General features: G+C 38.2%; 7 protein-coding genes. 5 read left to right on the top strand and 2 right to left on the bottom strand.

Features of this window, described 5'->3' with window-relative positions:
* Nucleotides 1-81: 81 nt before the first annotated feature.
* Nucleotides 82-840 carry a 1-acyl-sn-glycerol-3-phosphate acyltransferase gene (locus IPH66_13225; protein MBK7130306.1) on the bottom strand — a complete coding sequence of 253 codons (759 nt, stop codon included), beginning with the start codon at nucleotides 838-840 and terminating at the stop codon, nucleotides 82-84.
* A gap of 432 nt (nucleotides 841-1272) precedes the next feature.
* Between IPH66_13225 and IPH66_13220 the strand changes: the two genes are divergently transcribed.
* From IPH66_13220 to ric, 5 genes are all read left to right on the top strand, one after another.
* Nucleotides 1273-9690: an SDR family NAD(P)-dependent oxidoreductase gene (locus IPH66_13220; GenBank protein ID MBK7130305.1), complete on the top strand. Its 8418-nt coding sequence runs from the start codon at nucleotides 1273-1275 to the stop codon at nucleotides 9688-9690.
* Nucleotides 9691-9854: 164 nt separating this feature from the next.
* Nucleotides 9855-10427 carry a 4'-phosphopantetheinyl transferase superfamily protein gene (locus tag IPH66_13215; protein MBK7130304.1) on the top strand — a complete coding sequence of 191 codons (573 nt, stop codon included), beginning with the start codon at nucleotides 9855-9857 and terminating at the stop codon, nucleotides 10425-10427.
* A 12-nt stretch (nucleotides 10428-10439) separates the two neighbouring features.
* On the top strand, nucleotides 10440-12209 hold the full coding sequence (locus IPH66_13210) for a long-chain fatty acid--CoA ligase (protein MBK7130303.1): 1770 nt from the start codon (nucleotides 10440-10442) through the stop codon (nucleotides 12207-12209).
* 98 nt (nucleotides 12210-12307) lie between these two features.
* A complete protein-coding gene (locus IPH66_13205) occupies nucleotides 12308-12925 on the top strand; it encodes a thioredoxin family protein (GenBank protein ID MBK7130302.1) in 618 nt (205 codons plus the stop codon).
* Between the two features lie 285 nt (nucleotides 12926-13210).
* Nucleotides 13211-13930, top strand: coding sequence for an iron-sulfur cluster repair di-iron protein (ric, locus tag IPH66_13200; GenBank protein MBK7130301.1), 720 nt, complete (start codon nucleotides 13211-13213; stop codon nucleotides 13928-13930).
* A 257-nt stretch (nucleotides 13931-14187) separates the two neighbouring features.
* Here ric and IPH66_13195 read toward each other — a convergent pair whose 3' ends face one another.
* Nucleotides 14188-14730, bottom strand: coding sequence for a hypothetical protein (locus IPH66_13195; GenBank protein MBK7130300.1), 543 nt, complete (start codon nucleotides 14728-14730; stop codon nucleotides 14188-14190).
* Nucleotides 14731-14823 lie beyond the last annotated feature (93 nt).

Genomic DNA, 14823 nt, shown 5'->3' with positions numbered 1-14823 from the left:
ACACCTTTCTGATCTCAAAGGCAGAGTGAACTGACACCAAAACTGAGCGCAATCCAAATCAAATTTTGGAATTCAGGATAACTAAACTTTGTTTTTTCTCCCCGGCAAAAAGAAAAAGTGTCTGACAAAATAGGCTTTTTCTTCGCCCTTATGATTAAAAAATGTCTCCAGAAATTGGTTGAATGACTGCCTATCACCTTGTGCTTCTCTAATGACATCTTGCGTGATATCAGTAAATTCAAACTCCACATTTCTTTTTGGTGAAAAGAAAATCAGATTGGCAAAAAAGTACCCTATTCCAATTAAAAATCTTTTCAAAAAAATAGGTTTAGCCCCTGTCCATGCTGATGAAAAACTTGAACCCCAAAGCCCGGTGATTCTCAGTCCTAATACCTTTGTTCCATCAGGTAATTGCTTGACAATGGTGTAGGCACTTTGTTTATTTTTTATACGCTCAAGAGCAGTTTCCTGAACCTGGCCTGAAGGGTATATGATTACCGTCTTGCCTTCTTCCAGCGCTTTAATAACACCTGAGAATATTTTTTTCAGAATATGCGGATCCCGATTACCTCCTTTAAAATCACTCACGGCAACGGCATTAAATTTTTTTAAAAAAAATCTCACCACCGGAATTTTAAAATACTTTTCATTGACAACAGGCACAATGTCTGAATACTTGTAACACTCAACAGCAATAAGCTGCGGATCAATATGCGACTGGTGATTTGGAAAAATTAGTTTCGCTCCGGGTTGTGACAATAATGACAAACCCTTAAAGCTTACGCGATATCTGCGTGACAGTATAAATTGGTAAAGTACCCTGTAAAATTTCATGAGCATAGGCCGGCACAAATTTGCGAACTCACATGAGATTCATTTAAAACAACAAACCTAAGAGTATTATTTTACTTGGCTTAACAGTTTCAGAGAATATCTGTAAATCTCCTTTTTCACATTTCTATGTCCTTAAATTACAAGGAATAAGAGAAAGGTTGTGGTAAATTCATGAAATATAGCTAGATTTGAATTTGGTGGGTAGCATTTTCGTTTGAATCATCAGGGTATTCATCTCTGAATTGATTCAAAAAATATTTATTTTTACCCCCTAAAATTTTGAAGCATGCGCATAGAACCTGTTAGCTGATTTAACAGGTGAAATTAAATCTGAACAAAGCTAAATTTTTACAATTGGCTGACTTCATTAATTTCAACAGTAACCATTAATCCGAATAGGCGGAACAGACATTGAACGACTATTCACATTACGCATTTATGACAAAAAAGAAACTTAAAAGAGAACCGCTTGCCATCATCGGAATCGGATGCCGTTTCCCGGGAAATGCAAATTCCCCTGAAGAATTTTGGGATTTATTGATGAACAAAACAGATGCGCTGGAAACTATACCGGCTGATCGCTGGGATATGGAATCACTCTATGCGCCAGAGTGGAGACGTGCAGGAAAAATTAGTGTAAAACGAGGAGGATTTATCCATGATGTGGACAAATTTGACGCCGGATTTTTTGGTATATCCCCTATTGAAGCTTCTCGTATGGACCCCCAACAACGCATGTTGCTTGAGGTATCTTATGAGGCTGTTCAGGATGCCGGTTTAAGCCTTAATAATCTGAATGGTTCTAAAACTGCAGTCTATGTCGGAATCTCTGCGCATGATTATGGTGATCTTCAAAACACACCTCAAGAACGTGTAAATATCGGTTCTCATACTAACGTTGGTTCTGCTCTTTGTATTACTGCAAACAGAATTTCATACAGCTATAATTTAAAAGGTCCAAGCTATGCAATTGACACTGCTTGTTCCTCTTCTCTTAACGCGGTGCACTCTGCTTGTCGCGCTATTTGGGATGGTGATGCTGACATGGCTTTTGCCGGTGGCGTTAACTCTATTTTAAAGCCTGAACCGCAAATGGGTTTCAGTAAAGGTGGATTTCTTTCTCCTGACGGAACATGCTATTCATTTGATGAGCGCGGTAACGGTTATATCAGAAGTGAAGGTGCAGGTTTGGTTATCATTAAAAGATTAAAAGATGCTGAGCTTGACGGTGACAATATTTATGCCGTAATCAGAGGTACTTCTGTTAATCAAGATGGTGCTACAAAAGGTATTTCTGTACCTAACCCTGTAGCGCAAGAAGATTTGTTGCGCGTTGCCTATGATGATGCTTGCGTTGAACCAACAGATGTACAATTTGTTGAAGCTCACGGAACAGGAACCTTTGTTGGTGACCCTATTGAAACCAATTCAATTGGTAACGTAATTGGCGTGAACAGAAAAACAGATTTACTCATTGGATCTGTTAAATCAAACATTGGTCACCTTGAACCTGCTTCAGGTATTGCCGGTATTTCTAAATTAGCTCTTGCACTTCATCACAATACCGTGCCGCCAAATATTCATTTCAAAAAAGGGAATCCAAATATTGCTTTTGAAAAATTCAGATTAAAAGTTCCGGTTGATGCTATGCCATGGCCAAAATCTGAAAACGGAAGATTTGGTGGTGTAAACTCATTTGGATTTGGTGGTTCTAACGCACACGTAGTTTTACAAGGTTATGACAAAGAAATAAAACGTAAAACACAAAAAGCAGCAACTCAGGTTTTCACTTTATCTGCGCGCCACACAGATGCATTGAAAAAACATGCCGCTATTTATATTGAATATCTTTTAGATGAAAATAATCAAGAGTCTTTCACTGACATCTGCTATTCATCTACGGTAAGAAATTCTCACCATGATTTGCGTGTTGCATTTGTAGCAGATTCAAAAAAAGATCTTGCTGAAAAACTACAACATTACCTAAACGGCACTACACTGAATGAAATTAAAGAAGGCCGTGTGAACGATGAAAAACAGAAAATTGTTTTTGTTTTCTCAGGTCAAGGTCCTCAGTGGTGGGCAATGGGTCGTCAGTTATTGAAAAAAGAACCGCTCTTTAAATCATGGATAGAAAAATTAGACGGCATGTTGTCAAAACTTGCTGACTGGTCATTGATTGATGAGCTCACAAAAAGTGAAAAAGATTCTCGTGTTAGCGAAACCAATATTTGTCAACCGGCCATTTTTGCAATTCAAGTTGCCTTATATGAAATGTGGAAAGCCCATGGTATTCATCCATCAGCAGTAGTTGGTCACAGTATTGGTGAAGTTGCTGCAGGGTATGTATCAGGCGCCCTTACGTTAGATCAGGCAGTATTGCTTATTTTCCACCGAAGCCGTGTACAATTTAAAGCAACTGACAAAGGTCGCATGTTAGCTGTAGGTTTGCCTTATGCTGAAGCAAAAAAATTAGTTGAAGGAAAAGAACATCGCGTGTCTGTTGGTGCTGTCAATGGCCCGGCGCTGGTTGCTCTTTCAGGTGATATTGATGCTATTGAAGAAATTGCAGCTGATCTCAATAAAAAAGATATTTTCCATAAACTCCTTGTAGTAAATGTGCCTTTCCATAGTCATCACATGGAACCATTGAAAGAGGAATTGTTGGCATCTTTAGGTGATTTCAAAACAGGTCCAACTAAAATTCCGTTCTACTCTACCGTAGAAGGAAAAATTGTTGCAGGTGAAAATCTGACACCAATGTATTGGTTCAGAAACGTGCGTGAACCTGTTTTCTTTACTGATGCAATTCAAGCACAAATTAATGATGGATTTGATACATTCATTGAACTTGGGCCACACCCAATTCACGCAATTGGTATCAATGATCTTTTGGCTAACAACAAGAAAAAAGGATTGGTTGTTGCGTCTCTGCGCAGAGGTGAAACTGAAAAAACAGTTTTCTTAAGTGCTCTTGCAGCTCTCTATGCTTTCGGTTTCATGCCGGCTTGGAAAGAAATTTATAACAAACAAACCAATTGGGTTAAACTTCCAAAATATCCTTGGCAAAAAGAATCATATTGGATAGAATCTGAAGAAGGAAAAAAACAACGCCTTGGTAAAGTTGAATTCGGGCATCCGCACTTGACTAATAAAACTATTTCAGGTCGTGAAGCAAACAATATAATCTGGGATGTTACATTAGATAAAAGAACGTATCCATATATTGAAGATCACAAAGTGCAAGGACCAATTGTATTCCCTGGTGCCGGACACATGGATTTAATGATTGGTGCAGCAAAAGCATCATTTGGTGATAAATTCTCTTTCATTGAAAATGTAAATTTCGAGAATGCACTTTTCTTGCCTGATAATGGTGAGCCTCCGTACATTCAAATTGATATTTCACATGATGGTGGAGATTATTTTATCTACACAAAACCACGCTCAAAAGATGCGCAGTGGACTATGTGTTCTAATGGTAAAATCAATCATATTGGTGATAAATTTGATTCTATTCCTGTAAATCTGGAAGACCTGAAAAAACGCATCACCATTCCGGTTCCGGTTAAACCTATGCATGATGAATTGTTAGAAAGCGGACTTTATTTAGGGCCAACTTTCAGAGCAATTAAAAAACTGTATTGCACTGACGGAAAATGGGAATCATTGAGTGAAATTGAAGTGCATGACAGCATTCGTTCAGAATTTTTCCAATTCAATATTCACCCGGGCGTACTTGACAGTTGCTTTCAAACGGTGTTCGGTATTTTCAACGAACGTGAAGATAAGTCACGCAAAATGGGTGTATATGTACCAAGACATATTGACCGTATCAAATGGTACAATGATGTAAATTCATACAAATTATTTGTTCATGGTCGCTTAAGAGAATGGACTGATGAATATGCTTTAGGTGAACTTTGGATTTTTAATGAAGATGGTTCATTGGTAGCTGAATTCCACGGTTTCCTTTCTCAGTATTTGAAAGGATCACGCGGTGAACAAGGTGGTGAGCAAGATAAATGGTTCTATGAATACAACTGGAAAATGAAATCTCGCGCTGATTTGGAAAAACTCAGAAATCCGGGAGAATATTTACCAGCACCTGAAAAATTACGCGCTAAAGTAAATGAAACATTACAAGAAGTAAAAAATCGCAAAGAGCAAGGTGAATATTACAATGCGTATGAACCTGAGCAATATAAATTAACCATTGGTTATATCTGTCGTGCCCTACGTGATATGGGACTTGCATTTGACAAAGGAGAGAAAATCAATGTGGAGCAGCTTGCTGAAAAAATGAACGTGGTGAAAAACCATCACCGTTTATTTAATCACATGTTTGTTCTTTTGAGTCGCGCAGGATTTATTGAAGGTGCTGACGGAAAATATATTGTAACTAAAACACCTGACTTTAAAGATGTATTCACTTGGATGCATGAATTAAATTCTAAATATCCGCAATTCCATCATGAATCAACGTTGTTGGGTCGTTGCGGTCCGCAAATTCAAGGTGTACTTCAAGGTGATGTTGATCCTATTCAATTAATTTTCCCTGAAGATAAGTGGGACGCAATTGTACGCTATTATGTAGAAGGATTCGCCTTCAAAAAATACAACGACATTGCCGCTCGTGCTATAAGAGAACTCATTGCCGCATTACCTGAAGACAAAACTTTGCGCGTACTTGAAATTGGTGCCGGAACAGGTGGTATGACTCAGGCTTTATTACCTGTGTTACCCGCTGACAGAACTGAATATGTTTTCACTGACTTGTCACACATGTTCATGTTGAAAGCACAACAGCGCTTCTCTAAATATCCGTTTGTTCAATATAAAATCATGGATATTGAAAAAGATCCTGCTGACCAGGGTCTTGATTTAAATTCATTTGACTTAATCATTGCATCTGACGTTATTCACGCCACCCGTAATCTTGCCGTTTCATTAGGACATGCTAAAAAATTGCTTGCCTCTGAAGGTGTATTGATGATGCTTGAGGTAACAAATTCTCCGGTATATCTTGATTTCATTTTTGGTATGACTGAGGGTTGGTGGTTGTTTGAAGATACCGATATCAGAACTGAACACGCAACCATGGCTCCTGAAAAATGGAAACAGGTTCTTGAAAAAAATCAATTTACTGACGTAGCATCTTTTGGTGATTTTGAAAAAAATGATTCATCATGCCAGAATATCATTATGGCGCGTGCTCCAAAATTGGAAATGCACACGGATGATCACATTAAACAAGGAAAAGCAAAAAATGCAAACTGGTTAGTATTTGCTGATGACAAAGGAATTGCTGATAACATGATCAGCAAACTGAATGCAAATGGCAAAAACTGTATTAAAGTTTCACGCGCTGATAAATTCAGTAAAGCAAACGATAATGCTTATTCGGTTGCTGCTTTGTCACAAGATGATGCCAATGCCGTAGTTGATGCTGCGTGCGCAAATAATAATTTAGAAGGTATCATCTTTGCTTGGGGACTTGATTCAGTATCCAACAATCAGTTAAATGCACAAACTATAGTTGCAGCTGAAGACAATTCATCCGTAATGCTCATGAATATCATGCGCAAATTGAATGCTACTAACTTTTCTTCAAATCCACGCATTTGGACTCTGTTCAACGGATCACAAACAGTTGCCGGAAGCCCGCAAGTATTGAATCTTTCACAAGAAGGATTACGCGGAGTTGCCAGAGTAATTGTAAATGAGTTCCCAAATTATCAATCATCACTGGTTGATTTTAGTTCAGACATTTTACCTGAAGAATTAGATCAGTTGGCAGATGAATTATTCTCAGCAGAACATACAGATGAGATTGCATACCGCGGCAAAAAACGATTCGTGAATCGTCTTGAGCGCATCACTACAGATGTGATTGCACAGCGCGCATATAAAACAATGCCTGCTGAAGGATCATCATACAAAGCAACCATGACAGAATATGGTGTACTGGATAATCTGGTACTTCGTCACACAGACAGAACAACACCAAAAGATGATGAGGTAGAAGTGCAAGTTAAAGCATCTGCATTAAACTTCAGAGATATCATGATTGGTATGGGCTTGTTGTCAGATGAAGCAGTTGTTGGTGGTTTATTCGGCAAAACATTTGGTCTTGAATGTGCCGGAGTAGTTTCAGCAGTAGGAAAAAATGTAAAAAACCTGAAAGCAGGAGATGAAGTAATGGCAACTGCACCTTCATGTTTAGGTGGATTTGCTTATCCAAAAGCGGTGCACGTTGTAAAAAAACCAGCACATCTTTCATGGACTGAAGCTGCAAGTTTACCGGTTGTTTACACTACAGCTTATTTCTCACTCATTCATCATTGCCGACTTGAAAAAGGTGAAAAAGTATTGATCCACGCCGCTGCCGGTGGTGTTGGTATTGCTGCTATTCATATTGCACTTTCTATTGGTGCTGAAGTTTACGCAACGGTAAGTAGTGCAGACAAACGCGCTTACATTGAAAGCATTGGTGTTAAACCTGCAAATATCATGAGCTCACGTACGCTTGAATTTGCTGATCAAATTATGGAAAAAACCAATGGCAAAGGAGTTGATGTAGTGTTGAATTCTCTTTCAGGCGAAGCCATTTTCAAATCAGTACGTTGTCTTTCAGCGTATGGTCGTTTTGTTGAAATTGGAAAAACCGATATCTACCGTAATAGCAAACTTGGATTGCAACCTTTTGGAAACAACCTGAGCTATTTTGGTGTAGACGTTGACCGCTTATTTGAACAGAAAAAAGAAGCGGGTGGAAAATTATTCCAACAGTCAATTGATTATTTTGTTGAACATAAATTCCCTGCACACCCGGTACAAGTATTTACCATTGATAAATTGGCTGACGCATTCCAGTTCATGGCAGGCGCAAGACACATTGGTAAAGTAATTGTGAAAATGGAAGGCGATGTGAAAATTGCACCTCCGGTTAAAATACAATTCAAAGAAAACGGAAGTTATCTGGTAACAGGTGGAGCATCTGGATTTGGATTAGCTGTTGCAGAATGGATGTCATCACGCGGAGCAAAAAATCTAATTCTATTAAGCCGTTCAGGAACAAAAACAGAACAAGAAAAAGCAGTTGTTGACCGCATGCGTGCAAAAGGAGTTAACGTGATGATGGCAAAAGGCGATGTTTCAAATCAAGAAGACATCAAACGCATTTTTGCTGAAATCAAATCTTCAATGCCGCCTTTAAAAGGTATACAACACGCGGCCATGGTGCTTGATGACGGAAGTATTCCGGAAATTACCCGTGAACGTTATTTGAAAGTTTTCATACCAAAAGCAGTAGGATGCTGGTTGCTGCATGAAGAAACCAAAGCAATGGATTTGGATCATTTTGTTTCTTACTCTTCTATCTCTGCAATTTATGGTAATCCCGGGCAGGTAAGTTATGTTGGTGCAAATAGTTTCCTTGATAATTTTTCACATTGGAGACGATCACAAGGTCTTGCCGCCACAACCATTAACTGGGGTGTATTAGGTGATGTTGGATTTGTAGCACGCAGTGGAAATGTTGGTGGATTACTGTATAAACAAGGATGGAAACAATTCTCATTGCAACAAGCATTAGGAGTTTTAGAACAAATATTGTTGACGAACCCTGTACAACGCGTTGCAACTGATTCTGATTGGGAAGTGATTGGAGGATTCTATCCACACACAGCAAAATCAAGTCGTTTTGCGCATTTAGTAAATGAAAAATCACTTCAAGGAGGTGGACGTGCAGGTGCAGGTGATGGCGCATTAAAAGCATCATTAACTGAAGCATCTGCAGAAGAGAAATTCACTATTCTGATTGATCAGTTGAAAGAAACATTTGGTCGCGTATTGGGTACTACTGCTGACAAATTGAGCGTAGTTGAACCGGTTACAAAATACGGCTTGGATTCATTGATGGCAAACCAAATCAGAAACTGGATACAATCAAACGTTGGCGTTGATTATTCAATGATGAAAATTATGCGCGGCCCTTCAATGGAAGAAATGACCGTACAAATTTTAGAAATGTTCTCAGGTTCAACATCAACAGATGGCGGACAAGATGAAATAAAATCAGAATTAGATAAATGGATTATTCGCACAAAAAAAGTAGACAATCCAAGATTGCGTCTGTTCTGTCTTCCATACTTTGCAGGTGGAGCATCTATCTTCAATAACTGGCATGAGTTTTTACCTGACAACGTTGAAGTGTGTGCAGTTCAATTCCCGGGTCGTGAAGAACGCGGAAATGAAAAACCATTTGATGATGTATTCAAGCTGGTTGAAAAATTAGCTGAGGTAATGGAGCCGCTTTTAACTGCACCATGTGCATTCTATAGCCATAGTTCCGGTGCAGGTGTTGCACTTGAGCTTGCTAGACATTTGCGCAAGAAGTATGACGTGAATCCGGTGAAATTTATGGTTGGCGGATGGAGAGCACCTCACATGGTGAGTCCGTTCAAATTCCTTGATGCCATTGCTGACAACGAAGTATACAAAGATCACAACATACCTAACATTAAAAATCACTTGCGCTCACTTGAAATACCTGAAGCGGTGATTGAAAATGAACAAGTGTTCAATGAAATGCTTCCTTCTCTGAGAGCTGATATTCTATTAGGTAAAAATTATACCTATTATGAAGATGCTCCGCTGACATGTCCATTAATTGCATTTGCCGGAACAGAAGATAATATCTTCTCAGTTGATCAGGTAAATGGATGGAAAGCACACACGTCTTCTCATTTTGCATTGAAACAAGTAAAAGGTGGTCACTTGTTCTGCAGAGATAATAAAGAAGATTTGTTGCCATTAGTAGCAGACGAATTGGAAGAAGTTGTACTGGCTTAACCGCCAATGCAGACTGTTGACACACATACCATACACTGGCCGGCATTAATTGGGCATAAAGTGGATACAGGTGTTAACAACCAAAGTCTGAATATATTTTTACTCAACCGGGGTCAGAACAAGCGTTTGTTTCTGATCCCGGTTTTATTTTGAATACATCCGAAGTGCAAAGAGCAAACTTTTTTTTGAACGATGCCGCACGAGCGCAATTTATTTCGTCACGCATTTTGCTCAAGTATGTTTTGTCTCTCTTTTTAAAAATTGAACCCGCTGAAATTATCATTCAAACAAATCAATTGGACAAACCCATTTTACCAGATTATGCAATAGATTTCAATGTATCTCATACCGGCGGAATGTGTATGGTTGCCGTGTCGCGCAGCGGACCAATTGGAATTGATATTGAAAAAATCAGACCACTCCATGATCTTGAAAATCTGATTGAAAAAAACTTTACATCTGCAGAACAACACATCATCTGCAAAAATGAAAACCAAAAACCTGAAAATTTTTTCCAACTCTGGACAATCAAAGAATCCTTTTTAAAACTTACAGGCTTGGGCATGCGCCTTGAGCCTCATAAATTTGAAATTGACTTTGCAGAAAATAGCTATCTTGTCAGAGAAATAGAGAATACAAAGGCATATTATAAGACAGTAAATGCACCTGCAGGATATGCCGCCGCGGTGGCACAGGAAAAAAAAGAACTAAAGCACAACCAATTCATTATTCATTAACAAGAATCTGAAATGAGCCTGAACAAAACATTTGATATTCTGGATTTGTATCGTACAAAATTCAGCACAAAAAAAACTGCTTTTGCCGGAAAAGAAAAAGGGCAATGGGTACATTATAGTGCTGCTGATTACGTGAAATTTTCTGATCAGCTCAGTCTTGGCCTAATAAAAGCTGGTTTAGCAAAAGGAGAAAAAGTTGTAACCATTTCAAATAACCGGCCTGAATGGAATTTTACCGACATGGCCTTGTCTCAGACCGGTGCAGTGCATGTGCCGCTTTTTGCTAATCTTGAAGTTGCAGATTATATCACGCTGGTGAATGACTGCGAAGCAAAATACATTTTCACCGGAGATCCTAAACTGGGAATTGAACTTGAACAACATCTTGCAGAAATGCCTTCAGTAAAACAAGTTTTTACTTTTGATATCACCGATAAAACAACTCATTGGAAAAATTTGCTCATTGAAAATAATGATAGCGCCGCACAACTTCAAGCAAACCTTGAACAAAGAAAAAAAGATATATCACCTGATGAATGTGTTACCCTAATTTATACATCAGGCACCACAGGCAATGCAAAAGGAGTACTGCTTTCACATCGCAATTTATTGAGTGCTGCAAATTCTGCTGCAAGTGTTTTTAAAATGACACCTGAACAACGGTATCTCAGTATACTTCCAATATGTCACGTTGGCGAACGTATGGGATGTTATCAATCACAAATATCAGGTTGCGATATTTATTACGGCGAAAATCTTGCCACCATTGCAGCTGATCTATTAGATGTGAAACCGCAAGGATTTGGCGCTGTGCCACGCATACTTGAAAAGGTATATGATAAAATTATGGCCAAAGGTGAAAAACTGACCGGCATAAAAAAGAAAATATTTTTCTGGTCAATTAAACTTGGACTTGAGTTTGCACCGGGTAATGAAAAAAGTTTCGGATATCGCCTCAAATTAAAAGTTGCAGACAAATTAGTTTTCAGTAAATGGAGAGCAGCTTTGGGTGGAAATGTAGAATCAATTGGCGTTGGTGGCGCTGCTTTACCTCCGCACATTGAACGGGTATTTTGGGCAGCCGGTATTAAATTACTCAATATGTATGGGCTAACTGAAACTGCACCCATCATTACCATCAACCGAGCCTCAGCACCATTACTTAAACTTGGAACTGTTGGCGCAGCCGCTAAAGGTGTTGAAGTAAAAATTGCCTCTGACGGTGAAATTCTTTGCAAAGGTCCTAACGTGATGCTGGGATATTTTAAAAATGAAACCGCAACCAAAGAAGCCATCGTTGATGGTTGGTTTCATACTGGTGATATTGGCACTATTGATGAGCAAGGATTTCTGAGAATTACCGATAGAAAAAAAGAAATATTCAAATTGTCTAACGGAAAATATGTATCACCGCAAGCCGTTGAAAATAAATTCAGAGAATGGGTATACATTGATCAGATAATGGTGATTGGTGAAAGTGAAAAATTTGCCAGTGCATTAATTTCACCAAATATGGAAGCCCTCAATAACTGGTGTAAAGAATATGGAATTGCAGGAAGTGCACTTGAAAAAATTGAGAATCCAATAGTCAAAAAATTTTTCCATGATCAGGTAAATGAATTCAATAAATCACTCAGTGATGATGAAAAAATTAAGCGCGTGAAATTAGTCCCTGATGAATGGACTCCCGCTAGTGGTGAACTGTCTCCAACACTGAAATTAAAACGCAAAATCATAGCGCAGAAATACGCCGTTTTAATTGAAGAAATTTATCTGAAATAATACCTCATTCAAGGTTTGGTAGCGTCACTATGTGACTTAAGTCATAATCTGCTCTTTTGGATTGACAGAAATTTGCATTGTTTTTAATTCAAACGAATATGAGCAACTGCGCTATCACAACAAACAATAAAACGGCTAAGGCATATAGTTATCAAGAGTATTATGATTTGGTTGATCATTTTTCAAATGCTGAAATGACATCCGGACCTGACCAAACTGCTGACCGCATTGGATACACCAAATTGAATTTTTCGCGCATGAAAAGACTCAGCAAAACACTTCAAGTAAGTGAAGCGTTGAAAACTACGTTTGCGCGCATGAATCATCCACAATGTTGGACAGTAATTACAGAATCATGGTGTGGTGATGGATCTCAAAACGTGCCGGTGCTGGCAAAAATAGCTGAAGCATCAGAAGGAAAAATAAAATTTCAGGTCATATTCCGTGACGACAATCCTGAAGTGATGGATCAATATCTCACCAACGGAGGTCGTGCAATTCCAAAACTTTTTGCCCGCGATGAAAACGGAAAAGATTTGTTCACATGGGGGCCGCGTCCTACCGGTGCAACCGCTATCATGAAAAGCTGGAAAGAAAATCCCGGAGAGTTAACAAAACACGACGTAGAAATGAAAATTCAAGATTGGTATAACACCAATAAAGGAGCCGAATTGATGGATGAACTCAACGCGCTTATTCTTCAGTCTATTTCTTAAAATTGAACACCTTAAATAGGGTATTTTCTTTTATCAAGGTATGCGTGGCAAAAATAAACTAGCCACAAAATTCATGATTGCAACACACTCAGAAAATTCTTTTATCTCTCATTCAGCGACAGGATTAATAGGCTATTTTCTTGAATTTGTATCAAGCTCCACAAACCCTGAAAACCTCATGTTCAGTGCACTTACAAGATTGAGTTCAGGATTTTGTATGATATATATCATTTTTTAAAGATGCCAACCTCTATACCTTGGTCTCAGATTTAAAATTAGTACACCATGTTGGATATAGAAAACAAGACGGTAGCAGAATTGGTGACAGCAAATTACCGCACTGCGGATGTATTTAAAAAAAATGGCATTGATTTTTGCTGCGGAGGCAAAATTTCTGTGCGTGAGATTTGCTCTAAAAAAGACATTCCCTTTGAAAAAATAAAAACTGAATTAGAAGCCATTGAACAAGGTAACGATGCACAACACGATTTTACCAAATGGGATTTAGAAACACTCACTGATTATATTGTTGACAAACATCACGCTTACGTCACTGAAAATATTCCAATCATTAGTCAATACGCTGAAAAAGTAGCAAAAGTGCATGGTCACGCAAACCCTGAGGTGGTTCAAATTAATTATTTGTTCAGAATTATTGCTGACGAATTGAATAAACACATGTGTAAAGAAGAGCAGGTACTTTTTCCATACATCAAAAATTTGGCTTTGGTTGAGAAAGAAAATATTTCATTTCAGTTACCTCATTTTGGTACGGTGCAAAATCCAATCAATATGATGGAACATGAGCATGACGTAGTTGGTCAATACGGATTTAAAATTGCTGAAATTTCAAACAATTATACGCCACCTGAACATGCTTGTAATACATACAGAGTACTGTATCATAAGTTACGTGAATTTGAAGAAGATTTGCATCAGCATATTCATCTTGAAAACAATATTCTATTTCCACGTGCTGTTGAAATAGAGAAAAAATATCTGTAGTTGTAGTTTGTATCGTAATCTATTGAAAAGCGGGTACTACAGACCCGCTTTTCTTTTTCACTTTTTTTTGCTGAAGTTTTCACGACTTCATCAAAATTCAAACCGGTTAACTCGGAATTTTTGTCACAAACATACAAATGCATGTAATACCATTTACCATGATAACTTAGTCCAATTACAAGCCGGTATAACAAATAATGGACTCGTTACTATTTAGGTTGATAGCAAATAGATGGGTTGATGCAGTGTGGCTGATATTAAAAATTCACGCCAATATTAACGCGCATGAATAATCGTTTGTACCAGCCGTTGGATGATGAGTTTGATGATTTATCCAGCTCATAAATCAAAGATCCGCCGAGTAAAAATTCAGCAAAATAAATTTGTTTAAGGTTTACATGGGGGCCTGCAAAAAATGCAACCATCTGCTGTCTGACATGTTCAACCTGAAAATTTCTAAACATATAATTGCCACCCAGCGTTGCTTTTATCCATTTCTTTCCGATCAACAAAACACAACCTGCATCCAGTGAAAATCCATAATTTTCCCGCCACATAAAAATAGTCTCTCCTCCAATAAAAGGACGTAGTTGAATTTTTTTTAAATTGAAAATGTGGTAATACCCAAAAAATGGCAAGACATCATTGTAACAATACTGACTGTAATTAATCGGCTCATTAAAATTAAAATCTCGCATGGGTAAAATTCCACAGTAAATGCCAGACTGTTTTTTCACATCCTGATTATAACCATTCAATCCAATGAGCAGAAGAATTATGATTAAGAAAATTCTTTTCATTCTTAAAAATCACTACTGTCCGATAAAAACATTTGATGGCATCCGTCAGACTGTCTAAAAACCTCCACGCTTTTTTCGTAACGTTTTCAACTT

The organism is Crocinitomicaceae bacterium (assembly GCA_016708105.1).
In the GTDB taxonomy this organism is placed as follows: domain Bacteria; phylum Bacteroidota; class Bacteroidia; order Flavobacteriales_D; family Crocinitomicaceae; genus JADJGJ01.
Note: the sequence above shows the minus strand (reverse complement) of the source record. Positions and strands in the feature narration are given on the sequence as shown.

Coding starts and splice junctions, on each gene's coding strand:
- IPH66_13225 (MBK7130306.1), bottom strand. CDS start 840: ATGCTCATGAAATTTTACAGGGTACTTTACCAATTTATACTGTCACGC.
- IPH66_13220 (MBK7130305.1), top strand. CDS start 1,273: ATGACAAAAAAGAAACTTAAAAGAGAACCGCTTGCCATCATCGGAATC.
- IPH66_13210 (MBK7130303.1), top strand. CDS start 10,440: ATGAGCCTGAACAAAACATTTGATATTCTGGATTTGTATCGTACAAAA.
- IPH66_13205 (MBK7130302.1), top strand. CDS start 12,308: ATGAGCAACTGCGCTATCACAACAAACAATAAAACGGCTAAGGCATAT.
- ric (MBK7130301.1), top strand. CDS start 13,211: ATGTTGGATATAGAAAACAAGACGGTAGCAGAATTGGTGACAGCAAAT.
- IPH66_13195 (MBK7130300.1), bottom strand. CDS start 14,730: ATGAAAAGAATTTTCTTAATCATAATTCTTCTGCTCATTGGATTGAAT.